Raw genomic sequence first — 24,283 nt, 5'->3', positions numbered from 1 at the left:
ATCAATCCTTCCTTAATACCAGGCTAACCCATTCCCCTAAGAAACACTGCTCAATCACTGTTAATCCCTCTCCACGGGCTAAATTTATAATTTTATCTTCTTTATTACTAATAATTCCTGATAATATTAAAAGACCATCTTTTTCCATTAAAGAAACGACTGTTTTTAAGAGTCTTTCTATAATATCTGGTAATAAATTAGCGATAATCAATGGAAATTTACCACTTAAGCCCTCAGTAAGATCCCCCTGGATTACCGTAACACTGTCACTAACATTATTTATTACAATATTCTCTCTAGCAGCCTTAACTGCTGCTTTATCAATATCTATCCCTAAAATATTATTAACACCAAGATAGGCAGCAGCAATAGATAATATCCCTGTCCCCGTACCAATATCGAGCATTTTAACTGTCTTATTACCTATATACTTTTCCAGGAGTTGTATAGATAATTCTGTAGTTTCATGACTACCTACCCCAAAAGCCATACCCGGGTCTATTTTAATAATAATACGTTCTTCATCATCACAATCTTCCCAACCAGGACATATTAAAAACCTATCACCCAGATAAAGAGGCTTAAAAAAAGATTGCCAACTTGTAGACCAGTCTTCTTCTGCTGTTAATTGTAACTGGTACTTCACTTTACCAGTCTCAAGACCGAATTTCTTCAAATTTTTAACCCATTCCTTTAAATCCCTTAGATTTTCTGAAAAACTATCATCAGCTGGATAATAAGCAGTAATTTCCATGTATTCATCATTCTCTTTAATTACTACACCATGTTTACTATTTTCCTGTAGATAATGGGCAACTGCCTCAGCTGCCTCCTTAGCTATTTCAACCCTTACTTCCTGCCAGTTCATTTATCACACCCCAAGAACATCCCTTACTTTCTCCAACCAGCTTTTGTGTTCAGGATTAATCTCTTCACCAGATTCCTCAGCAAATTCCATTAAGATCTTCTTCTGTTTTTCACTAAGGGTTTTAGGAATCACTACCTTTACCTTAATGTACTCATCTCCTCTACCGTAACTATTAAGATGTGCAATACCTTTGTTCTTCAATCTAAAAGTAGTACCAGGTTGAGTACCTTCTGGAATAGTAAACTTAACCTTTCCTTCCAGTGTAGGTACTTCAATCTCATCACCAAGTATAGCCTGAACAAAATTAATTGGTACCTCACAATAAATATTATCTTGTTTACGTTTGAAGATTTTATGTTCTTTGACCTGAATTACAATATATAAATCACCATTTCTTGCACCATGATCACCAGCCTCACCCTCACCGGACATTCTTAATTTATTCCCATTCGAGACCCCAGCAGGGATATTAACTGTAATCTTTCTCCTTTTCCTGATCTTCCCTTGACCATGACAATTTGGACAGGGATTATCTATAACCTTACCAGTACCCCCACATTTATCACAAACCCTTGTCTGGGTAAAATGACCAAAAGGTGTCTGCTGTGAAGTCCTGACCTGGCCATTTCCATTACACTGTGGACAGGTTCTGGCCTTACTACCTGGTTTAGCCCCTGAACCATGACATGTATCACAGGTCTCAGTCCTGGGTATACTTATCTCTTCACTCCCACCAAAAACAGCCTTTTCAAAATCTATAGTCAAACGGTACTGCAGGTCTGAACCCCTCTGTGGGCCACGACGTCTACCTCCCATACCACCACCAAAAAACATATCGAAAATATCAGACATGTCTTCAAACCCACCAAAACCACCACGGGCAAAGTCATCAAAATTAAAATCATTATCATTTATCCCGGAATGACCATACTGATCATAACGTGCCCTTTTATTAGAGTCACTCAATATTTCATAAGCCTCTGATAGTTCTTTAAACTTTTCTTCCGCATTGGGGTCATCTTTATTAACATCAGGGTGTAATTTCCTGGCCTTTTTACGATAGGCCTTTTTAATCTCACTCTCATCAGCATCACGACTCAAACCCAATATCTCATAATAATCTCTTTTCTCAGCCACCTTAACACCACCTTTTTTAAACAAAATTACTCTACAAACCTATTTTAGCAAAATATTTATATTAATAAATTGGCCTAACGGCCATCCAGACTTAATCAACAATCATTAATGTTTTCTTAGAATCACTTCTTATACAAAGTTAACTACTTATCATAAACCAGACCAATATATTTACTGGACGACTCTAGAAATTGTCTGGAGGCAGGACGCCGGAAGACAATTTCTCGACAGTAAACGAAGGAAGGACGCCGTAGTGCACGACAAGGTAAGTAAATATATTGGTCGACCTTTAAAGTTATCCAAAATCTCAAAAAAATATAATTTCTTAATAATATTAAACAGTCAAAAGAGGGGAAATATCCCCCCTCAAGCAACAACCAAATTAAACATATAACTATACTTTGAACCCATATACTATTTATATTAATTCATTGTTCAAAATGTTAGTATTTATTCATTATCTTCCTCATCCACTTCTTCATAATCTACATCAACAGTATTGTCATCACCAGCATCTCCTGCAGAGTCCTGACCTGCCTGCCCTGCTTGCTGCTGAGCCTGTTCCTGTGCCTGGGCATAGAGTTGACTGCTTAATTCAGTCAATTCATTGGTTAAAGCCTCTGTCTTATTTTTAATCTCTTCTATATCTTCACCTTCAAGAGCCTTTTTAAGGTCATCCTTAGCCTGCTCAACTTTATCCTTTACAGACTGCTCAACCTTATCCCCTGCATCTTTAAGTGTCTTTTCTGTCTGATAGACAAGGCTGTCTGCCTCATTCCTGGCTTCAATCTCCTCTAGACGTTTTTTATCTTCTTCTTCATGAGCCTCAGCTTCATTTACCATTTGGTCTATTTCCTCATCAGATAATCCAGTAGATGATTTAATAGTGATATTTTGTTCATTACCTGTCCCCAGGTCTTTAGCTGAGACATGAACAATACCATTAGTATCGATTTTAAAGGTTACCTCTATTTGCGGAACTCCCCTGGGAGCTGGCGGGATATTTGTCAACTGAAAACGTCCCAGTGTCTTATTATGACTGGCCATCTTCCTTTCACCCTGTAAAACATGAATATCCACACTGGTCTGATTGTCAGCAGCAGTTGAAAAAACCTTACTCTTTTCAGTAGGTATAGTAGTATTCCTGTCAATCAATTTAGTGAAAACACCACCAAGTGTTTCAATACCAAGAGATAATGGGGTAACATCTAATAAGACAATATCATTTACATCCCCTGCCATAATACCACCCTGAATAGCAGCACCCATAGCCACAACTTCATCAGGGTTAATACCTTTATGGGGATCCTTACCAATTAATTTTTTGACTGCTTCCTGAACAGCGGGAATTCTGGTAGAACCACCAACAAGGATAACCTCATCTATATCAGAAGCTGACATATCAGCATCCTTGAGAGCCCTTCGTGAAGGTTCCATTGTCTTCTCAACAAGGTCAGCAGTTAATTCATCAAATTTAGCCCGGGTTATATCTACATCCAGGTGTTTTGGGCCATCATCAGTCTGTGTAATAAAAGGTAGATTAACATTAGTAGTCATCACTGATGACAATTCTTTCTTCGCTTTTTCGGCAGCATCTTTCAAGCGCTGCATTGCCATTCTATCTTTACGCAGGTCTACACCATGTTCTTTCTTAAATTCATCAGCCAGATAATCCATAACCTTTTTATCAAAATCATCACCACCCAGATGATTGTTACCACTAGTAGCCACAACCTGAAACACACCATCACCAAGTTCTAAAATAGATACATCAAATGTCCCACCACCAAGATCAAATACCAGAATGGTCTGTTCTTTATCATCCTCCAGACCATATGCTAGAGAAGCAGCTGTAGGTTCATTTATTATCCTCTTGACTTCTAATCCTGCAATCTTACCAGCATCCTTGGTGGCCTGACGCTGACTATCAGTAAAATATGCAGGAACAGTAATAACTGCTTCTGTAACCTCTTCACCAAGGTATTCTTCTGCATCACGTTTTAGTTTCTGCAAAATCATAGCTGATATCTGTTGTGGAGTCTGGTCTTTACCATTTAAATTAACTTTATAATCAGTTCCCATATGTCGTTTAATAGAGCTAACAGTCTGATCAGGGTTTGTAATCGCCTGTCTCTTAGCAGTTTCCCCTACCAGACGTTCACCCTTTTTTGAAATTGCGACAACAGAAGGAGTAGTTCTATTACCTTCTGCATTAGGTATGACAGAGGGTTCTCCCCCCTCAGTTACAGCCACACATGAATTAGTTGTTCCTAAGTCAATACCAATTATTTTACCCATTTCAAATTCCTCCTTATAAATGTTATATTCTGTTAAGTCTTTAGAAATTAAATCTCAAATTTAGTTATATTTAAAAACCTATTGAGCCACCTTCACCATAGTAGGTCTGATTACCCTATCTTCCATTATGTACCCCTTCTGTATTTCTTTAATAATAGTTCCAGATTCATAGTCATCATCTTCAACCTGCATTACTGCTTCATGATAATTATGATCAAATTGTTCTCCTTCAGCCTCAATCGCCTTTACTCCCTGTTTTTCCAGATAAGTTATTATCTGCCGGTAAATCATTTCAACACCTTGATAGAATTCACCACCATTATCTTCCTGGGCAAGAGCTCTTTCAAAATTATCTATTACAGGAAGTAATTCACCAATAAGTTCTATCTTTGTCTGCTGATAAGCTCGCCCTTTCTCCTTCTCAACCCTCTTTTTATAATTAGAAAAATCAGCCTGTAGACGCTGTAATTGATTGAAAAAGGCATCTTTCTCTTCCTGCAGCTTTGCTATTTCTTCTTCTAACTCCTCAACATCTATTACTTCTTCCTCTATGTTTTCTTCTAACCCATCTTCTTCCTCTATCTTTATATCCCCTTCTTTAACCGTTTTAGTTTCTAAATCCTCTTTTTCAGTTTCAGACTGCTGTTCCAATACCTCTTCATCTTTCTTCTTAGCATTTTCTTCTACCATTATCATCACCCACTTAATTCTGATATAATCTTACCCATTAGTTCTGCTACAGTATTAACTGAAGCAATTACCCTGGAATACTCCATCCTGGTAGGACCTATAACACCGATTTTTCCAGAAGCTATATCACCAACAGTGTAAGAAGCAAAAACGAGACTACATTTCTTCATTTCTTCAATTTTATTTTCATGACCTATCATTACCTCAAGTTCTTTATTGGGTATAGTAACTAAAAGGTCTTTTAGCATTTCTTCATGATCAAGTATATTTAAGACCTTTTTTAGGTTATCTAAATCATTGAACTCTGGTTGTTCAAGGATATAAGAAGTACCACCTAAATATATTTTAAAATCATCCTCTTTAGATACCATCTCTAATCCTTTGTAGACTAATTCAATTATTTCCTGAGATAAATCCAGTCTTTTAATTAATCTCTTTTCCAGTTCCTGCAAAACAAGATTGTTTATACCCTTTATCCGCTTATCCTTTAAATTATTAAATAGATACTCATTTAAATACCCAAGTTGTCTTGGGTTAAGATCTTGCTTTAATTTAACAATTTTATTATGCACAATTCCCGTGTTTGTTATCAGAACTATTAAAATCCTCTTCCCTTCTACTGGTATTAACTGAATCTGTTTAATTCTACTTTTTTTCATCTGTGGTTCGCTGACAACTGATGTATAGCGGGTAACACTCGATAACATCTTAGCCATATTTGACATTATCTGCTGAATACCCTGTCTTTCATAATTAAAATTATTAAGTAGTTTAATTAATTCTAGATTCAGATTCTCTCTATCATTAATAAGTGTATCGACATAAAAACGGTAGGCTTTATCAGAAGGAATCCGTCCAGCAGATGTATAGGGCTGTTCAAGATAACCTAGTTCCTCTAAATCAGACATTTCATTCCGGATTGTTGCAGAACTTACACCTAGTTCATATGATTTGGCCAGGGTACGTGAACCAACGGGTTCGGCAGTAAAAATATGCTCATGAATAATCGCTTTAAGTATCTCTTTTTTCCGCCTTTCAACTTCTTCAACCATCGGCTGGCCCCCTTTTTTGTTAGCACTCAATTATAAAGAGTGCTAATTACTAATAATAAAATAACATATTAACACAATTTTGTCAACATTGTATTTCCAAAATGAAAAAATTCCTTAACTTATTAGTAAGAACAAAGTGGCTACGTCATCCTAAATTGATCGAGAATAATTTTAATTCTTCCGCTTGTCGTTCTCTCCGGCATCCGTGCCTCCGTTCTCTGTCACAACTTTTTACTCCAGAGTATAGAGCCACACTATGAAGCAAAGCTTCAAGCCGTGCTTCTAATGTTCCGGCATCCTGCCTCCACAAAAAGTTACGACACCCTCGATGGGCTAGTGTCTAAGCTATCATTGCGCTATATAAAAGAGAGCTTAGACTAGTCGCTACAGAATTAAAATTATTACTTAGCTACCTTAACTCAGACAGATATATTTGTTGGACGACTCTAGAAATTATCCGTAGGCACGAACTTGGCCTCGATGGCCTGATACTGAACCAACCTTGCGTAATAAAAAGAAGGTTCAGTGAGCCGGAGGAGAATTTCTCGACAGTAAGCGAAGGTAGGACACCTCAGCGCACGACAAGGAAAACAAATATATCTGTCGCCTTCAAAGTTCATAATTTCTAGAATTATAAAAATCACTTAAAGAAATTTCATAAACACTTCATTCCCCAATAATAAACCCTTTTCACTTAACCTTATATAGCCATCCTTTATTTCAATAAATCCCTTACTTAAACAATCCTCTACTTCCTGCTGATAAAGCTTCAGCAGGTCTACTGCGAACCTATCAGTAAATTCTGCTAATGAAATACCATCTGTCAAGCGTAAACCCATAAAAATCATTTCAGAGATTTGTTCTTTTATTGACAGTCTCTCTATATTCTCAACTGGCAAAACACTATTGGTAAGATTATTAATGTATTTTTGCAAATCTGCTTTATTAGCAAAACGAATCCTACCATCAAAACTTACAGCAGCAGGCCCTATCCCTAAATAGGGTTGATAATGCCAGTAAATTTGATTATGAATAGAATCAAATCCCTTTCTGGTAAAATTTGATATCTCATATTGTTTAAAATCATGAAGATTAAATAATTCCCTGGCCAGAAGATACATTTCAGCATCCAAAGTATCATCAACAACCTTTATCTCTCCCTCTTCTAACATATTAGCTAAAGGAGTACCTTTTTCAATCTGCAAATTATAAATAGAAAGATGTGGTGGCTGAAATGATAAAACCTGTTTTAGGGTCTCCTGCCAGGACTTAAGACTCTGTCCAGGAATAGCAAATATTAAATCAAGATTATAATTCTGGAAAACCCTCTGTAAGAGTTCAACTGCTTCTAAAGCCTGACCGGCTGTGTGTTTTCTACCCAGAAAATTCAACTCATTATCATTAAAAGACTGAACTCCCAGGCTAATTCTATTAATTCCTGCTTCCTTATATTTTAATAATTTATCCTTTGTAATCGAGCCTGGATTTACTTCTATACTTATTTCCTCTACCATAGCAAGATCAAAATGTTGTCTTATCTTTTCAATTAAACCGACCAAATAGGCCGGTTTAATTAAACTGGGGGTACCACCCCCGATATATATAGTTTTAAGTACTGGCCGCTCAATTAAGCTGGTATATAATTCAATCTCTCGCTGTATTCCTTGATAAAAACCCTCTAGTGCAGAATGACTATATCTCTCCGAATAGAAATCACAGTAATTACATTTCTCTAAACAAAAAGGTATATGAACATAAAGAGCAAAGGGTTTTTGATAGGATAACTGCAGGTCATTATTATTCATCATCATCCCGCTGTAAGACAGCCATAAATGCCTCCTGGGGAATTTCCACCTGTCCAACCCTCTTCATTCTTTTTTTGCCCTCTTTTTGTTTTTCAAGCAATTTCCTCTTTCTGCTTATGTCACCACCATAACACTTTTGTAAAACATTTTTCCTCAGTGCTTTAATATTAACCCGGGCTACAATTTTACTGCCAATAGCAGCCTGAATTGGTACTGCAAACATCTGCCTGGGAATAAGTTTCTTCAGTTTTCGTGCCAGTGAACGTCCTTTACTGCCCGCATTTTCCTGATGAACTATGGTTGATAAAGCATCTACCGGGCTGCCGCTGAGCAATATATCCAGTTTTACCAGCTGTGAAGGCTTATATCCTATAAATTCATAATCCAGGGTAGCATATCCTCTGGTTTTTGATTTTAAAAGATCAAAAAAATCTGTAATAATTTCACTCAAGGGAATTTCATAATATAATTTAACCCTATTTTCATCTATATACTGCATATCCTTAAATTCACCACGGTTCTCCTGACAGAGTTCCATAGCCTGTCCCACATATTCATCAGGTAAAAAAATCTCTGCCTTCACATAAGGCTCCTCAATAATTTCAATTTCGTTTTGTTCAGGAAATTCAGCAGGATTCTCGATTTCAATCATATCACCCTGCTGGTCTGTAATACGATAAACTACACTTGGGGCAGTAATTACAAGTTCAAGGCCATATTCCCGCTCCAACCGTTCCTGAATAATCTCCATATGTAATAGACCCAGGAAACCAACTCTGAATCCAAAACCAAGGGCCTCTGAGGTCTCTGCTTCAAAGGTCAGAGAGGCATCATTCAACTGTAATTTTTCAAGGGCATCTTTTAATAAACCATAATCAGCATTATCAGTTGGATAGAGTCCACTATAAACCATTGGCTTTATTTTTTGATAACCAGGTAGTGGTTCAGATGCTGGATTATCTGCAGAGGTAATTGTATCACCCACCCGACAATTCTTAACGTCTTTCACACCGGCAATAATATAACCAACTTCACCAGCCTCTAAACTAGCTGTTTTTTTCATATCAGGGATAAATATACCAAGTTCATCAACCTCATATTCCCTATTATTTGACATCATCTTAACCCTTTGACCCGGTTTGATACTACCATCCTTTATTCTCACATAGGCAATTACCCCCTGATATGGGTCATAAAAAGAATCAAAGATAAGAGCACGCAGAGGCTTATTAAATGTATTTTCCGGTGCAGGTACTTGTTCTATGACAGCATCCAGCACTTCTTTAATACCAGTCCCTTCCTTGGCACTGGTCAAGATCGTATCCTCTATCTCCAAACCAACATCAATCAACTGGGCCTTAACACGGTCTGGATCAGCACTCGGCAGATCAATTTTATTAATAACCGGTATTATCTCCAGGTCATGTTCCAGTGCAAGGTATATATTAGCCAGAGTCTGGGCTTCTACCCCCTGTGAGGCATCAACTACCAGTATAGCCCCTTCACAGGCTGCCAGACTCCTGGAAACTTCATATGAAAAATCGACATGTCCTGGGGTATCTATTAGATTTAATTGATACCCATTATACTCAAGCCGTACTGCCTGAGCCTTAATAGTAATACCACGTTCCCTTTCAAGTTCCATTTTATCGAGAACCTGTTCTTTCATCTCCCGTTCAGTTAAAACACCTGTATATTCAAGAAGACGGTCTGCCAGGGTTGATTTTCCATGATCAATATGGGCAATAATGCAAAAATTCCTGATATGCTCACTATTCACCTATCGTTTCCTCCTCAACACATCTAATTTCTTCAATTAATTATAACATTGGCATATCTTTTTATCAACAATATTACATATATATCATCTAAACATCTCCACAATAACACCTGCCAGTAGTTCTGCTGATCTAATAGCTTCCTGGGTTGTATTTCTATAATCACCTATTTCCAATAATAAAGCCCGTGGATGTAAATCTTGATTATAAGTGGTATCCCTGATTTCTAACCTACTCAGTAACCCAGGATACATCTCTTCTATTTTATTGGCAAATCTTCTGGCATAATTCAGGTTTTTTTCCCACTCCTGATGATGGTCTTTCAAGTCTAAATGGGCAAAATCAAATTTACCATTAGTAACTACAATCATCACTTTAGCTACCCTTTGATCATTTACTACAGTAGTAATGGTTTCCCGTGAAGGTAGATGTTTAATCCCATCACGATGTATATCCAATAACAAATCTATTTCAGGGTTATTATCCAACAGCTCCTTAACTGTTTTTCGCGAATTATAATATGACATACTATAACGCTCATCATGAACCCTGGTTGTATGAATAACCCGAAAATTATATCTCTCTGCCAGTAATGTTGCCAGTTCACTACCTACTCTGGCAACATTACCAATCTCGCCTGGAAAAACATGGCCATTATTATCCTGCTTTCTCGGATCATCAATATAGGTTTCTGAAGTATGTGTATGATAAATAGCTATTAAAGGCCTTTTCTGATCATCCCTAATTTTATTATCAGGTTCCATCCCTCTTAAATCATCAATTGACTGACTGTTATCCTGCTGACTACTTATCTCTTCCTCCTGCCTTAAGTCAAATTTTAGTTTTACTATTTTATTATTATCTCTAGGGTTATAGACCACCTGTCTAGGTGTTTTTAATTCCTCCGGGGTATAATAAGCCAGCAAAGGGATTTCCCTCTTTAAATAGGTAATAGGGGCCCTGACCCTTATCCTGGTTAATCTATAGAGTAACTGTTCAGGACTAAGATAGTCTTTTACCCTGGTAATCAAACTCCTATTATCTTTTTCTCTATCATAATATTCTACATCATGGCTTGACCAAACTGGAACTACCACATCACTCATCATATGATATTTTAATAGGTTAAGAAAAATAAGCAGTAACATGATTACTACCATTATCACCTTAAGATCTATCTTTTTATAGGACATGTCATTTCTCCTCCTATTAAAATTAATATGATGATAGATTGGTAGATATAACTTAAGTTTTTATCATAAGTTTTAAAATAATAGAAAAAACCCTGGGAGTAATAATCTCTCAGAGTTTTTATTTAAGTATCATTTTAAATAGTTATATTTTGGTTTTTTTCAAAAATTTTCTCACACTATTTAAATTAGGCAATGATGAAATAGCACCTTTACCTGTAGTTGTTATAGCCCCAACAGCATTGCTAAATTTAAGCATTTCTTTTAAAGTAATATTATCCAGCCTGGATAAATCATCAATATCCTCATTAATAAGCTGGGCAAGGATTCCTGCTGTAAAAGCATCTCCTGCTCCAGTAGTGTCCTGGGCATTTACCTTAAAACCTGATACCATCCCTTCTGTCAAACCATTATAAAAATAACTACCCTCTGCACCAAGGGTTATAAATATCAACTTCACATTATATTCTGCCATTACTTTCCGGGCACCCTTTTTAAGGGAAGATTCACCTGTAATAAACTCTAGTTCCTCTTCTGATATTTTAAGTAAATCAGCAGTTTTCAGGCCTTTTTTTATCCATTTTTCAGCCTGTTTTAAATCAGGCCACAGAGGTATACGCAGATTAGGGTCATAAGAAACAATAAGACCATTATCATTAGCAGTTTCAGCCATCCTTAAGGTAGTACTGCGTACAGGCTCATCAATTAAACTAATGGAGCCGTGGTGAAATACTCTTGCTTTTTTAAGCAGTTTCAAATTCACTTCATCCCAGTCATATAACATGTCTGCACCAGGGTCCCTGTAAAAAGTAAAATCCCTATCTCCCTTTTCATCAAGGGTTACAAAAGCCAAAGTAGTTTTTGCTTTATTACTCTGGACTATTCCTTCAACATTAACATTATTCTCCCTTAAGGTATCAATAAGTAAGTCACCAAAAGGGTCAACCCCAACTTTACCCAGAAAAGCACTTTTAATACCAAGTTTAGCCGTTCCAACAGCCACATTGGCTGGTGCCCCACCTGGCATTCTCAAAAAGCCTTCATTATCTTTAAGGGTCAGGCCTTTTTTTAAAGGCACAAAATCAATTAACATCTCTCCCATAGTAACTATATCTACTGTCATTACTTTCCCCTCGCTTACATAACCTTCAATTTATCGAGTAATGTTTCTATATTTTATTTATAATTATATATAAAATTATCCAAATAGTAAAGAAAAAATAAGTTGAAAAAAAGGAAGGTATAAATACCTTCCCTGAATTCTTACAATACATATTATAAATAAAGTGATAAATTATCAGGTGTAATATCAGGATGAAGGGCTACATTTATCCCTCCAGCAATAATTCTTCCAAGATCGAGAATTAACTCATCTACACCTTTAGGAGATACTACCAAACTACCCATATATGGTCCCAGGATATTCCCTATAGTTCTCTTTTTTTCTGCTTCATCAATATGTCTAAACCTCTCTCTTTCAGCAGGAGAAAAGATATTTCCTTTTAATAATTCCTCCATAGCATCATTAACGATAGTTATAGCATGTACAACTGTTGGCACACCAATTGCTATAACAGGAATATTCATTGTTTCTTGATTAATTGCCATTCTATTTTTACCAAGCCCTGAACCAGGTGCTATCCCAGTATTACTTATCTGAATAGTATTGGCTAACCTGGCAGTACTGCGGGCAGATAAGGCATCAATAGCAATAATCAAGTTAGGTTGAACCATCTCTACAACACCTTTAATTATTTCAGCAGTTTGAACACCTGTCAAACCCAGGACACCTGGTGATAAGGCACAGACAGGCCGCAGCCCCTTTCTTAATTCGGGAGGGGCTTCCTGATAAAGATGTCTGGTAACCATAAGATGATTAAGAACCTGTGGACCTAATGCATCAGGTGTAGCATTCCAGTTTCCCAGACCAACTATAAATATAGTCGGCTCAAGATTGGGATGAGGTCTAATATTTTCCAGGTTTGCTAATGAAGCTAATTCACCAGCAAATATTTCACTCAACTGGTCATGAACCATTCTATTTTGTCCTTTGAGACCATCTGATTCTATTGTTATATACTTACCAATGGGCTTGCCGATAGCCTTAGCACCCTGCTCATTCATAACCTCAATCCGGGTTATCAGTGCATTTTCTAACTGTTCTTCCTGAACACTTACTCCCTGTACTTCCCCACCTGTTTGTTCTACTGCTAAACTATGAGCATCAAGTGCAAGATCCGAATAAACCCGATTATTTTCAAAAATCACTTGCTGATTAGTCATCTTTATCCCCTTTATCTTAATTCAGTCGGTACAAATGCATCAACCAGCCCAATTACAAAAGCAGCAATTAAAGCACCAAAAATAGTCACTGTTAACCCCTCAACAACAAACTGAGTCAAATAAATCACTACAGCAGAAGTGATAAACCCTACCACCCCGCGGGCCTGTGGTGAAATATTATCACCAAACAATGTTTCAATAACATAACCCATCAAGGCTATTACAATAGCAGCTATCAGGGCATTACCAAATCCAACCATACTAAATCCAGGTACTACATAGCCTACTGCTAATAATACCAGTGCAGACACAATAAATCTTACTATTGCTCCTATCCAGCCTCTCAAACTATCACCCCCTTTTTCAATTATATTTTAACCAGTTAAATATTTTTATATACAAAACTTGCATTTTTAAAAAACTCATGTTAAAATAAAAATTGCTGTATTTTAAAAACTACTTATAATTTGATTTCTTATAGTTTGTTATGAAATAAGGGAGGTGAAGTGTGCATGCCTATTATTAAATCAGCAAAAAAGAGGGTAAAAACTGCTGAAAAAAGAACAATTCGCAATAGGGAATGGAAAGATAAACTCAAAAACAACATTAAAGATTTTGAAAAAACAGTAGAAGAAGGGGATTCTTCTACAGCAGGAGATAAATTACAGACTGCAATTAAAACAATAGATAAAGCTGTAAGCAAAGGCATAATCCACAAAAACAATGCCGCCCGCAAAAAATCCCGTTTAACCAAAATGTATAATAAAATTTCCTAAGATAAAACAGAGGCTTATTCTTCTTGATAAAAAGAATAAACCTCTTTTTTTATTTTACTATTGCCATCTCCAGGGCCAGAGCAGCCTCATATTTTCCTGTTACTATCTGATAATTTGTTTCCATAAACCTTTCCAACATAATTTCCAGTTCTTCATCAGTAAAGACATCTGCTTTACTATAACACTTTTTGACAGGATACTGATGTACCTTTAATATCCGGGAAATATCCCTGATATCCTTACCTTTCTTTTTTAATTCTTTAACAGACAACAATAACCTTAACTGCCAGATAACTGTACTCAAAATCTTCAAAGGAACTGCACCATCATTGAGCATTTCGTTTAAAATAGTAATAGCCTTTCCATTATTCCTACCAATAATTGCATCTGTAAAAGCAAAAATCAAATTATCCTCTAATAATCTATCCTTACTAATAATATTACTTATATCATTATAATTTATTTTTTCTTCATCATGTTTATATAGTACAATCTTTCCTATTTCATTCTCTAATAATTGGAGATTATTTTGGAACATATTCTCCAGCATATTAATAGACCTTTTATCTATTTTTTTATTATATCTTGCAAATTCCCGCTCTATCCATTTATCCAGTTGTTTATATTTAGGTGATTCTAATTCTATAATCTCTCCATTTTTTTTTATTTCTTTAACAACCTTTAATCTCTTATCAATCTTACCATTAATTAAAAAAAGCAGTTGAGTAGTTTGAGGGAAATTATTAAATAATTCGATTAAAAATCTATCCTCTGAATTTTTATTTTTAAAATATTCACCAGGTTCAATTATAATAAATCTTTTTTCTGTCATAAATGGTGGTGTGTTGGCCTGATTCTTTACTAATACTGGTAGATTTTCTGTGTTTTTAATAACCGTTAAATTAAAATCCTTAATCTCATCAGGAATATATTTTTTTGTAAAAGCTTCTTTAAATTTATTTAATAAATAAATTTCTTCACTATATATAAGGTAAATAGGCTTTAATTCATCTATAGATTTATTTAATATCTCTTTAATATCTTTCATTAATAAGTTCTCCTTTATAATATAGTTTTTAAATAATCCTGTTATTAAGATTTACCAATATTATATTAACATATCTTTTTGCTTTTTAGCAAATTATAATCATGTACTACTTGTCAGGAGGTGGCTTTTTGAGCCGCAAAAAGCGAATCTTGAATCCTCTTGCCCGTGATGCCCTTGACGGTCTTAAGTATGAAGTTGCTAATGAACTAGGACTTATTGATAAGATTAATAAGCAGGGTTGGGGAGATATGACCACCCGTGAAGTAGGAAAGCTAGGTGGTACCATGGTCAAGAAAATGGTAAAAATGGCTGAGGATAAGATAGCAAATAATTCTGACAGGTAGATTATCATATATTAAGGCTGGGTGATTTACTCACCCAGCTATCCCAGAAAATACTAGTATGGCCAGCTCCCCATTAACACAAAATAATAATACTGCAAGACATAAAGGGGGTGAAATTTAATGGCAGGTGTAGGACAAAGAAACAATACCCTTGTTAATCCACTGGCAGCACAGGCAATGGAGAAATTCAAGTATGAGGTTGCTCAAGAACTTGGAATCCAGATACCTCAAAGTGGTTATTATGGTGAAATGACTACCCGTGATACTGGTGCCCTTGGAGGTCATATGGTAAGAAAGATGGTAGAGGCATATGAAAACTCCCTCGCCGGAACCCAGGGTAATCAACAGCAGTATTAATCTGAACTAATATATAATATTTAATAAAAGTCAACCCATTAAAAATGAGCGGTTTTTAACCGCTCATTTTAATTTGCTGTTATTATTGTCCAGCAAATATTTCATTTAAGATTATTGATAATTTCAGTTAATTCCTCTTTACTAATTTCACCTCTGGCATATCTTTCCCGTGCTATATTAACAGCATTATCTCTCTGGCCAGTATTGCAATTATTACTGTTATTATTGTTAGCGTTATTATTAGTAAAATTTTTTACCAAATATACTATTCCCATAATAATAAAAATCCAGAATAAAATCATCATAAAAATCCCCCCAAAACTATGCATGCCATAGCCACCAATTCTCCAACTCTGACCAAAACCCATCATTGTTTATATTCCTCCTTTTCTTTATCAATTTCCATCTAAATTATTATCTCCGCTTAACCATACATCATACTATACTTACTGCTTATTAGCCCTTAACTCAATAAATTTAATTTTTCATATTTAAGGCTCTTTCATAATAGAACTTTTCCCATAATTGAATTGTTATCCAGACGATTAAAACGGAGCACCTAGGGCACTCCCTATTTAAATAGACCATACAAGAACAGTTTAATGTTGCAGAATTTAGTAAAGGCAATTATGGAAAAGGCTGTTTTGCTGTTTGACCGTAGGGAGTTTAAAACAGCCCATAATTGCCTAATACTAAATTCGTTGGGGAGTTTTTGTCTGGGAACAATCAATTATGCAAGATGCTTATTTCTTTATTATTATAAATAGGTTTATTTTTAAACTATAAAATACCTTACTGGTAATTTAATCTTAACATTTAATTATGAAGGAATTATGAATTTCATAAATAATTCTTTATAAATAGATTAGTATTTCTTTATAAATTTTTCCTTGACTTAATAACAAGCCTAGTATAAACTATATCTAAATACTAAAGGTGATGGAGCACCACCTGTAACCATTGTTTCTAACAATTAATGGCTCCTATTCAGATTATTTTACTACTGAATAGGAGCCTTTTTACATAAATAAGCTATTGAAAGGGGTAATGATTATGGCACTTAGTCTGGCTTTAATAATGATGCTAGGTCTTATTTTTAACAAATCTTTTGATAAAATGAAATTACCGGGTTTATTAGGTATGTTATTATTAGGAATACTACTGGGACCCTACGGCTTTAATCTAATTGAACAAAATATTTTAAATATCTCACCTGACCTTCGAAAAATTGCCCTTATTGTTATATTACTCAGGGCAGGCTTAGGTATTGAAAAAAGGACCCTTAAAAAAATAGGTGTTCCAGCAATAAAACTCAGTTTTATTCCTGGACTGCTGGAGGGGGGAACTATAATTCTAACGGCTACTTATTTTTTGCAATTCTCCTGGATAGAGGCAGGTATGCTAGGATTTATTATCGCAGCCGTTTCACCAGCTGTAGTTGTCCCCCAGATGCTGGATTTAATGGATAAAAATCGTGGGAGTAATAAAGGAATCCCTACCCTTATTCTGACAGGTGCCTCTATTGATGATGTTATTGCTATTACTATTTTTTCAACTTTTTTAGGGCTTTATGGAGGCAAACAAATACATATTACTAAAAAAATCTTAAGTATTCCTCTATCTATTACTTCAGGTATAATTCTTGGGATTCTAATTGGCTTTCTTCTGCTTTATTTATTTAAAAAATATCATATCAGGGATACCAAAAAGGTTTTATTAATTTTAAGTGCTGCAATTATAATGACCAGTCTGGAAGATTTCCTGGCAGGGATTATCCCTATTGCCTCTTTATTAGGTGTCATGGTCATAGGTTATATCTTACAGGAACAATACAATTTACTGGCCAACCGCCTGGCAGCTAAGTTCAATAAAATCTGGGTTTTTGCTGAAATAATGCTTTTTGTACTGGTAGGGGCTGAAGTAAATATACACCTGGCTCTCGAATCAGGCCTAATTGGTCTGTTAATTATTTTTACTGGACTAATAGCCAGAGGCATTGGTGTTTTAATCTCTATCAGTGGAACTGAACTTAATCTTAAAGAGAGATTATTTTGTGTAATTGCCTATACTCCAAAAGCCACTGTTCAGGCAGCCATTGGTGCTGTTCCACTTGCCGCAGGAGTAAAATCAGGTGATATTATCCTGGCTTTAGCAGTACTGGCAATTATTATAACCGCTCCCCTGGGGGCAGCTGGAATCAAACTAGCTGGAATGCACTGCTTATCCGATGATTCCAGGCTGATAAAAGAAAACAAGTAACTCTATCTTCTATCTATAGCTCTTTATTGTATACTGTTTGCCATTAGTTGTAATAGTAATTGCTCCACTTTTATCAGTTCTTAGTGTTTTAATATTAAATTTATTTGTTCTATCAAAAACCTCCTGGGCAGGGTGTCCATAATTATTCCGGCCCACTGAGATAACAGCGTAATCAGGGTTTACTTTTCTTAAGAAAAGCTCTGATGATGAGCCAGCACTTCCGTGATGACCAAGTTTTAAGACATTACTTTTAATAAAATCACCTGATTCAATCAAACGGTATTCACCTTCTTTTTCTAAATCACCGGTTAATAATAAGGAGAAATTACCATAATTTACTTTAAGGACAACAGAGTTATTATTACGGTCAGGAAATTTCAGGTCTTGCAATGGGTTTAGAACTGTCAGGCTGCATTTACCTAATTTGAATAAGTCCCCCCTGCTACTTAACTTAACAGGAATATTATATGCCCAGGCTTTTTTTATGACCTCTTTGGCCAGGTCATTATTATCAAAGCAGGCAGGTAATACCAGCAATCCTATCTCTCTTTGACCAATTAAATCAATAATACCCAGGGCATGATCCCCATCAAAGTGTGTAATATATAATACATCAATTTTTTTTATTCCCTTATATATTAAATATGGTAGAACTGTCACCTGCCCCTGGGTAGAAGCCAAACCTGCCCTGCCACCGCCATCAACCACTAGATGATAACTGTTAGCAACATTAATTACAATACTATCTCCTTGACCAACTGATAAAAAAGTCACTTCTAAATGATTATTAAAAAAGGGTATTACTAATTCTATAGACAGGAAAAATAGCATTACATAAATTAAATATAAAATGATCTTTTTTTGTTTTTTAATATTTAAGGGAATATATCTTTTTTTTAAAAAAATCGGCATTATGAGAATAAATAGTATAAATAAAATAGTAATCACAATTGATGGGGTAGCTACCTCTAAATGTCCTAAGGGTATACCTGCCATAAAAGACGTACCCCAATGTAAGAAAAACAGCAAATAAGATATAAAACTATTTATTAACCAGCTTATAACAGGACTAATAATACCTAATAATAGCCCTATAATACCCAGTGAAACAATAATCCCGCTTAAGGGTATTGCCCAGAGATTTGTTACAACACCAATAGGTGTTAATAGATTAAAATAATAAGCAATTAATGGACTTGCCCCCAATTGAGCAGCCATTGAAAGGGCTAGCAAATTAGGCAATTTGTTTTTTAATAGATTAGTCCATAATACTATAGAACTTAACACCATATAGCTCAATTGAAACCCTACATTAAATAAATCATAGGGATTAATGACTAAATTAATCATCGAAGAAAGACCTATTAGATTAAATACTTCACCACTGCGTTTAAAAACAACTGCCCAGAGAAAAGTGATTACTAAAATACCAGCCCTTAAAACCGAAGGTCTAAAACCTGTCAATACTATATAAAATACCATCAATAAAGTAATTATTATGTTTCTACTAATTACCGGCAGCCTGCAGAGCTTAAGTATTTTTAGAAAAATTAAGGAAATAACACCTACATGTAAACCAGAAATAGCTAATAAATGGTTTGCCCCAGATAATTCGAAATTACTAGTCCATTCTGCTGGTATACCACTCTTCTCACCAAGCAATAAACCCTTCAAAACCTCATTATAGGGGAAATCCATTGTCTGATTAATAAGTTTAATAAAAGCCCTTTTTGCCTTTATAATCACCTTTAGAATCCCACCATTAACCCTACTTATCTTTGTAAAACTATATGACAAATAACCCTTAGAAAAAACACCCCTCCTTTTTAAATAATTATAATTGGAAAACCCTCCAGGATTCATAGCCTTACTGGGAAAGGCCAGATTAAAAACACCTGATACCAAATCCCCATCTTCAACAACATGAGGTAAATAACGTTTATCTAATTCTATTAAACCATATTTAATTCTATTTTCATTAGCAAAATATGGTTTTAAGTAGACCTTATTCCCGCTCAAAGCTCTAAGGTCTTCCTTGATTACTCCCAAAATATCAACATTATCTTGTCCATTATATGATATTATTGAAGCGTCATTACTATAGATATATTCATGCCACGATATCCAGGAAAAACCTAAAATAAATACAATTATAAAAATAATAAGTAGTTTAATTTTTCTACAGTAAAAAGCGATCACTAATATCAAGGGAAAAATTAATAATATACTAATCCAAGACAAATAAAAAGCAGTGATAATTCCTGCAGAAAAGAAAAAGCTGCAGAGCAAAAGAGGTCTTCTCATCATACCATTCACCTGACTGATATTTTATTTTTAATCTTCTGCAGGGTCTTCTCCCCAATACCACTAACAGCTGTTAATTGTTCGAGATCAGAAAATCTCCCAATTTCATCACGGTAATCTATGATACTACTTGCTTTGCTGGGGCCTATCCCGGGTAATTCTTCCAGTTCTTTACTACTAGCTTTATTAATATTAATTTTATTTGATGATACCCCAGTACTACTTAACTTATTTCCACTGACATAAGACTTATCACTTAATTTTGTTTCTATTATTGAAGGTACATAGATTTTTTCACCATCAAACACTGGTGAAGCCAGGTTCATTGAGTCAAGATCAGCATAAGATGTCTCACCACCTGCTGCCATAACAGCATCAATTACCCTGGCATCTCCTGGCAGTTCATATACACCTGATTGTTTCACCTCACCTGCTATATGGATAATTATCCTTTGATCTTCTTTCTCAACCCCTTCCCCTTCTACTATATCATTTGTTGATAAAATCCCATTCTGCCCATTACTTTCATTATTAAAGTCATTTTTCTTATTTACAGTTGACACTACTACAGCCTTAGTTACCTGTTCCCTGATCAATAAAAAGGATACTCCTATTATAATTACTACTAATAACAGTACCAGAACAATCTGTTCCCTGCTCAAATTATTAATCCTTCTCATTATATACCACTCTTTTCCTGATTTTTACTATATATTTCATAATAAACCCTTTAATTCCTGCTTGAAATTTATTTTTTTTAAACTTATATAAGTTTCATTTAATTTATTCACATTAATGCTTTGTGTAAGCCAATTATATTAATGGAGCGACTAGTCTAAGCTTTCTTTTAACTTACGCAATGCTAGCTTAGACACTAGCTCATCGAGAGCGTCGTATATTTTTCGCTTAGGCAGGACGCCGGAGTGCAACCTTAATGTTCTTGTACGGTTTTTCAGATACGGAGTGCCTGTGGCGCACGACATGCGGAATTACTATAATTGGCTGGAACGGAAAAGTGCTATATTTAAGTGCTACTTATATAGAAAAACTTAACTTTTTTTGATATTATATAGAAAACAGTATTTTTAACCATCTTAAAAATCTAAAAATAAAGGAGTCAAAAAATGAATATTCTAGCATATAGTTGCCGTGAAGACGAGATTGAATATTTCAAGAAATTTAGTGAAAAGTATCAAGTTGAAATGAAATTATGTGAAGATGAACCTAAGATTGAAAATGCTGAGCTAGCAGAAGGTTGTGACTGTATCAGTATTATCACAAGCAGAATTAATCAGGAATTAATAGAAAAATTCCATCAGATAGGGGTAAAATTCATCTCTACCAGGACAATTGGTTATGACCATATTGATATTAAAAGTGCTAAAAGATATAGAATCGGAGTAGGAAATGTAGGTTATTCCCCAGCCAGTGTAGCAGAATATACGGTTATGTTAATTCTAATGGTACTGAGAAAAATGAAAGGAATTATGGAGCGAAGCAATGTCCAGGATTATTCACTAAAAGGGATTCAAGGTAAGGAGCTACACAACTTAACAGTCGGTATCATTGGTACAGGTAGAATTGGACAAAGGGTGATAAAATGTTTAAGTGGTTTTGCTTGTAAACTCCTTGCCCATGACTTACATCCACAGGGAAACATAAAAGAGTCTGCCAAGTATGTCAATTTAAATGAACTTTTTCAAGAAAGTGATATTATTACGATGCATGTTCCTGCCACAAAAGAGAATTTTCACCTTATTAATAAAGAATCCCTCTCAATTATGAAAGATGGTGTCTATATTATCAATACCGCCCGCGGTTCACTAATTAATACAAAGGATCTAATTGCAGCCCTTGAGAATAAAAAGATTAGTGGTGCTGCTTTAGATGTAATTGAGGGTGAAGCAGACCTTTATTACAACGATTTAAAATGCCAGGTCTTAAGTAACAGGGAACTGGCCATATTAAAATCCTATCCCAATGTAATTATAACACCACATACTGCCTTCTATACTGACCAGGCTGTAAGTGATATGGTAGAAAACTCAATTCTAAGCTGTATTTCGTATCTAAAAGAAAACAGTTAACTACTTATCATAAACCAGACCAATATATATACTGGACGACTCTAGAAATTGTCTGAAGGCATGGACGCCGAAAGACAATTTCTCGACAGTAAACGAAGGCAGGACGCCGTAGTAGACGACAAGGGAAGTAAATATATTGGTCGGTCTTCAAAGTTGTCCATAATCTCAAAATCCAAGTTCCTTAACTAAAAATAAAAGCAAGGGGAATTTCTTCCCCTTGCTTTATTATTATTACAATCATTCTTATCTTTTATTAATTATCTTTAGCTCTTATTTCTACCCTTCTTATTTTACCACTAATTGTTTTAGGAAGTTCATCAACAAATTCTATAATACGTGGATATTTATATGGGGCAGTTATTTTCTTAACATAATCCTGTAATTCCCTGGCCAGTTTCTTGCTGGCCTGGTAACCCTTAGCCAGAACAATGCTGGCCTTTACAATTTGTCCACGAATTTCATCAGGAACAGCTGTTATGGCACATTCAAGGACAGAAGAATGTTCAATAAGGGCACTTTCTATCTCAAAGGGGCCAATTCGGTAACCAGAGCTTTTAATTACATCATCAGCACGCCCTACAAACCAGTAATAACCATCTTCATCCCTCCAGGCCACATCCCCAGTATAATACATATCATCATGCCAGACCCTTTGTGTTAATTCTTTATCCCGGTAATAACCCCCAAACATTCCGAGGGGTTTTTGCCTATCTGTACGGATAACAATTTCTCCCTCTTCCCCGACACCACAGACATTTCCTTCTCGATCGTGAAGCTCAATATTATAACCAGGAGCAGGTTTTCCCATTGAACCTGGTTTAACATCCATCCAGGGGAATGTTCCTAGAGTAACAGTCAGTTCTGTTTGTCCATATCCTTCTCTTAATTCAAGGCCTGTTTCTTCTAAAAATCTATTATATACTTCGGGGTTTAAAGGCTCTCCTGCCACAACACAGTATTCCAGACTGCTAAGGTCAAATTTGCTGAGATCAGACTTAATAAAAAAACGATAGATAGTTGGAGGGGCACAAAAGGTTGTAACCCGGTATTTTTCTATCATTCCTAACAAATCAGTTGGATTGAATCTTGTATTATAATCATAGACAAACACAGCACTGCCAACCAACCACTGCCCATATAATTTCCCCCAGACTGCTTTGGCCCAGCCAGTATCAGCAACCGTTAAATGCAATCCATTATTGCGGACATTCTGCCAGTATTTTGCTGTTATTAAATGACCTAATGGGTATACGAAATTATGCTGTACCATTTTAGGCATCCCTGTAGTACCAGAAGTAAAATATATTAACATAATATCATCATTCGAAATAGCACTATCACCTTGTGGTCTGTTAAAAGAACTTGAATATCCTTTAATTTCCTCGTTAAAAACATGCCATCCATCACGGGAACCATTCAACATAACCTTTTTTAGTAGACCAGGGGATTTAACTGCTGCCTTATCAATATTCTGTAAAACCTCTTCCTCTCCTACTGCAACAATCATCTTTATATCAGCTGCATTATTTCGATAAACAATATCCTTCTCGGTAAGTAGATGGGTAGCAGGAATACAAATAGCCCCAATTTTATGGAGAGCCAGGATGCTAAACCAAAACTCAAAACGCCGTTTTAAGATTAGCATTACTGCATCCCCTTTTTTGATCCCTAAAGCTCTAAAATAATTAGCAGTCTGATTACTGTAATCTCTCAGTTCCTTAAAGGTAAAGGTCTCTTCCTCTCCTTCATCATTACACCAGACAAGAGCAGTTTTTTCGGGTTCTTCTTCTGCATACTTATCCACAACATCAAAAGCAAAATTAAAGTTATCTGGAACTTTAATCTTATAATCATTTACAAAATCATCATAAGATGAAAATTCTATTTTCTCCAGATATTTACCAAGCACTAGATAACACCTCTCATTTGTTAAGCAGTAAATTTCTTTAAACTTAAATATTTATTATGTAAATTACATAGTTAAATCATATCACATTATAAAAAAAA

21 protein-coding genes and 1 riboswitch are annotated in these 24,283 nt (G+C 35.4%); of the genes, 5 read left to right on the top strand and 16 right to left on the bottom strand.

The window, feature by feature from the left end; genetic code table 11:
- Window position 1 precedes the first annotated feature (1 nt).
- The 11 genes from prmA to D7D81_RS10515 all read right to left on the bottom strand — a co-directional run bounded on the left by prmA (window position 2) and on the right by D7D81_RS10515 (window position 13,448).
- The gene (gene prmA, locus D7D81_RS10565) at window positions 2–868 is read right to left on the bottom strand and encodes a 50S ribosomal protein L11 methyltransferase (RefSeq protein WP_125989807.1); all 867 of its coding nucleotides are present in this window, start codon (window positions 866–868) and stop codon (window positions 2–4) included.
- 3 nt (window positions 869–871) lie between these two features.
- On the bottom strand, window positions 872–2,005 hold the full coding sequence (dnaJ, locus tag D7D81_RS10560; RefSeq protein ID WP_125989805.1) for a molecular chaperone DnaJ: 1,134 nt from the start codon (window positions 2,003–2,005) through the stop codon (window positions 872–874).
- A 450-nt stretch (window positions 2,006–2,455) separates the two neighbouring features.
- Window positions 2,456–4,303 (bottom strand): molecular chaperone DnaK, encoded by a 1,848-nt coding sequence (gene dnaK / locus D7D81_RS10555; RefSeq protein WP_125989803.1) that lies wholly within the window; start codon window positions 4,301–4,303, stop codon window positions 2,456–2,458.
- Window positions 4,304–4,381: 78 nt separating this feature from the next.
- Window positions 4,382–4,999, bottom strand: coding sequence for a nucleotide exchange factor GrpE (gene grpE, locus D7D81_RS10550; RefSeq protein WP_286170399.1), 618 nt, complete (start codon window positions 4,997–4,999; stop codon window positions 4,382–4,384).
- Entirely contained in the window at window positions 4,999–6,045 is a 1,047-nt protein-coding gene (gene hrcA / locus D7D81_RS10545) for a heat-inducible transcriptional repressor HrcA (protein ID WP_125989801.1), read from the bottom strand. The genes grpE and hrcA overlap by 1 nt, the downstream gene beginning before the upstream one ends.
- A 644-nt stretch (window positions 6,046–6,689) precedes the next feature.
- The gene (gene hemW, locus D7D81_RS10540; protein ID WP_125989799.1) at window positions 6,690–7,856 is read right to left on the bottom strand and encodes a radical SAM family heme chaperone HemW; all 1,167 of its coding nucleotides are present in this window, start codon (window positions 7,854–7,856) and stop codon (window positions 6,690–6,692) included.
- A complete protein-coding gene (lepA, locus tag D7D81_RS10535) occupies window positions 7,843–9,630 on the bottom strand; it encodes a translation elongation factor 4 (protein WP_125989797.1) in 1,788 nt (595 codons plus the stop codon). The genes hemW and lepA overlap by 14 nt, the downstream gene beginning before the upstream one ends.
- Before the next feature lie 84 nt (window positions 9,631–9,714).
- A complete protein-coding gene (spoIIP, locus tag D7D81_RS10530; protein ID WP_125989795.1) occupies window positions 9,715–10,821 on the bottom strand; it encodes a stage II sporulation protein P in 1,107 nt (368 codons plus the stop codon).
- 142 nt (window positions 10,822–10,963) lie between these two features.
- Window positions 10,964–11,941, bottom strand: a complete 978-nt coding sequence (locus D7D81_RS10525; RefSeq protein WP_125989793.1) for a PfkB family carbohydrate kinase — start codon at window positions 11,939–11,941, stop codon at window positions 10,964–10,966.
- Window positions 11,942–12,093: 152 nt separating this feature from the next.
- On the bottom strand, window positions 12,094–13,101 hold the full coding sequence (gpr, locus tag D7D81_RS10520) for a GPR endopeptidase (protein WP_125989791.1): 1,008 nt from the start codon (window positions 13,099–13,101) through the stop codon (window positions 12,094–12,096).
- Between the two features lie 11 nt (window positions 13,102–13,112).
- Window positions 13,113–13,448, bottom strand: a complete 336-nt coding sequence (locus D7D81_RS10515; RefSeq protein WP_125989789.1) for a phage holin family protein — start codon at window positions 13,446–13,448, stop codon at window positions 13,113–13,115.
- 165 nt (window positions 13,449–13,613) lie between these two features.
- On the opposite strand from D7D81_RS10515, the gene rpsT reads away from it, so the two are divergent.
- Entirely contained in the window at window positions 13,614–13,877 is a 264-nt protein-coding gene (rpsT, locus tag D7D81_RS10510) for a 30S ribosomal protein S20 (protein ID WP_125989788.1), read from the top strand.
- Between the two features lie 49 nt (window positions 13,878–13,926).
- On the opposite strand, the gene holA is transcribed toward rpsT, so the two are convergent.
- The gene (gene holA / locus D7D81_RS10505) at window positions 13,927–14,925 is read right to left on the bottom strand and encodes a DNA polymerase III subunit delta (RefSeq protein ID WP_125989786.1); all 999 of its coding nucleotides are present in this window, start codon (window positions 14,923–14,925) and stop codon (window positions 13,927–13,929) included.
- 128 nt (window positions 14,926–15,053) lie between these two features.
- Between holA and D7D81_RS10500 the strand changes: the two genes are divergently transcribed.
- Together D7D81_RS10500 and D7D81_RS10495 are read left to right on the top strand one after the other, a co-directional pair.
- Window positions 15,054–15,269, top strand: a complete 216-nt coding sequence (locus tag D7D81_RS10500; RefSeq protein WP_286169573.1) for a small, acid-soluble spore protein, alpha/beta type — start codon at window positions 15,054–15,056, stop codon at window positions 15,267–15,269.
- Window positions 15,270–15,389: 120 nt separating this feature from the next.
- Window positions 15,390–15,626 carry an alpha/beta-type small acid-soluble spore protein gene (locus D7D81_RS10495; RefSeq protein WP_125989782.1) on the top strand — a complete coding sequence of 79 codons (237 nt, stop codon included), beginning with the start codon at window positions 15,390–15,392 and terminating at the stop codon, window positions 15,624–15,626.
- 101 nt (window positions 15,627–15,727) lie between these two features.
- On the opposite strand, the gene D7D81_RS10490 is transcribed toward D7D81_RS10495, so the two are convergent.
- Entirely contained in the window at window positions 15,728–15,997 is a 270-nt protein-coding gene (locus D7D81_RS10490) for an SHOCT domain-containing protein (protein ID WP_286169572.1), read from the bottom strand.
- Between the two features lie 555 nt (window positions 15,998–16,552).
- A riboswitch (Fluoride riboswitch) is annotated at window positions 16,553–16,619 on the top strand.
- Between the two features lie 60 nt (window positions 16,620–16,679).
- Between D7D81_RS10490 and D7D81_RS10485 the strand changes: the two genes are divergently transcribed.
- The gene (locus tag D7D81_RS10485; RefSeq protein ID WP_125989780.1) at window positions 16,680–17,885 is read left to right on the top strand and encodes a cation:proton antiporter domain-containing protein; all 1,206 of its coding nucleotides are present in this window, start codon (window positions 16,680–16,682) and stop codon (window positions 17,883–17,885) included.
- 9 nt (window positions 17,886–17,894) lie between these two features.
- Here the strand turns inward: D7D81_RS10485 and D7D81_RS10480 are convergent, their stop codons facing one another.
- Entirely contained in the window at window positions 17,895–20,126 is a 2,232-nt protein-coding gene (locus D7D81_RS10480; protein ID WP_205739180.1) for a DNA internalization-related competence protein ComEC/Rec2, read from the bottom strand.
- A gap of 71 nt (window positions 20,127–20,197) precedes the next feature.
- On the bottom strand, window positions 20,198–20,869 hold the full coding sequence (locus D7D81_RS10475; protein WP_125989776.1) for a helix-hairpin-helix domain-containing protein: 672 nt from the start codon (window positions 20,867–20,869) through the stop codon (window positions 20,198–20,200).
- A gap of 444 nt (window positions 20,870–21,313) precedes the next feature.
- Between D7D81_RS10475 and D7D81_RS10470 the strand changes: the two genes are divergently transcribed.
- The gene (locus D7D81_RS10470; RefSeq protein ID WP_125989774.1) at window positions 21,314–22,276 is read left to right on the top strand and encodes a D-isomer specific 2-hydroxyacid dehydrogenase family protein; all 963 of its coding nucleotides are present in this window, start codon (window positions 21,314–21,316) and stop codon (window positions 22,274–22,276) included.
- Window positions 22,277–22,529: 253 nt separating this feature from the next.
- Here D7D81_RS10470 and D7D81_RS10465 read toward each other — a convergent pair whose 3' ends face one another.
- Window positions 22,530–24,185 carry an AMP-binding protein gene (locus D7D81_RS10465; protein ID WP_125989772.1) on the bottom strand — a complete coding sequence of 552 codons (1,656 nt, stop codon included), beginning with the start codon at window positions 24,183–24,185 and terminating at the stop codon, window positions 22,530–22,532.
- Window positions 24,186–24,283 lie beyond the last annotated feature (98 nt).

The organism is Halocella sp. SP3-1, assembly GCF_003953885.1.
Classification (GTDB): Bacteria; Bacillota; Halanaerobiia; order Halanaerobiales; family DTU029; genus Iocasia; species Iocasia fonsfrigidae.
The sequence above is the reverse complement of the archived record's forward strand: the minus strand, read 5'-3'. Positions and strand labels throughout refer to the sequence as shown.

Bases quoted from the DNA above. Each gene is read 5' to 3' on its own strand.
- prmA (WP_125989807.1), bottom strand. From the start codon at position 868: ATGAACTGGCAGGAAGTAAGGGTTGAAATAGCTAAGGAGGCAGCTGAG.
- dnaK (WP_125989803.1), bottom strand. From the start codon at position 4,303: ATGGGTAAAATAATTGGTATTGACTTAGGAACAACTAATTCATGTGTG.
- grpE (WP_286170399.1), bottom strand. From the start codon at position 4,999: ATGATAATGGTAGAAGAAAATGCTAAGAAGAAAGATGAAGAGGTATTG.
- hrcA (WP_125989801.1), bottom strand. From the start codon at position 6,045: ATGGTTGAAGAAGTTGAAAGGCGGAAAAAAGAGATACTTAAAGCGATT.
- hemW (WP_125989799.1), bottom strand. From the start codon at position 7,856: ATGATGATGAATAATAATGACCTGCAGTTATCCTATCAAAAACCCTTT.
- spoIIP (WP_125989795.1), bottom strand. From the start codon at position 10,821: ATGTCCTATAAAAAGATAGATCTTAAGGTGATAATGGTAGTAATCATG.
- D7D81_RS10525 (WP_125989793.1), bottom strand. From the start codon at position 11,941: ATGACAGTAGATATAGTTACTATGGGAGAGATGTTAATTGATTTTGTG.
- gpr (WP_125989791.1), bottom strand. From the start codon at position 13,101: ATGACTAATCAGCAAGTGATTTTTGAAAATAATCGGGTTTATTCGGAT.
- rpsT (WP_125989788.1), top strand. From the start codon at position 13,614: ATGCCTATTATTAAATCAGCAAAAAAGAGGGTAAAAACTGCTGAAAAA.
- holA (WP_125989786.1), bottom strand. From the start codon at position 14,925: ATGAAAGATATTAAAGAGATATTAAATAAATCTATAGATGAATTAAAG.
- D7D81_RS10495 (WP_125989782.1), top strand. From the start codon at position 15,390: ATGGCAGGTGTAGGACAAAGAAACAATACCCTTGTTAATCCACTGGCA.
- D7D81_RS10490 (WP_286169572.1), bottom strand. From the start codon at position 15,997: ATGATGGGTTTTGGTCAGAGTTGGAGAATTGGTGGCTATGGCATGCAT.
- D7D81_RS10485 (WP_125989780.1), top strand. From the start codon at position 16,680: ATGGCACTTAGTCTGGCTTTAATAATGATGCTAGGTCTTATTTTTAAC.
- D7D81_RS10475 (WP_125989776.1), bottom strand. From the start codon at position 20,869: ATGAGAAGGATTAATAATTTGAGCAGGGAACAGATTGTTCTGGTACTG.
- D7D81_RS10470 (WP_125989774.1), top strand. From the start codon at position 21,314: ATGAATATTCTAGCATATAGTTGCCGTGAAGACGAGATTGAATATTTC.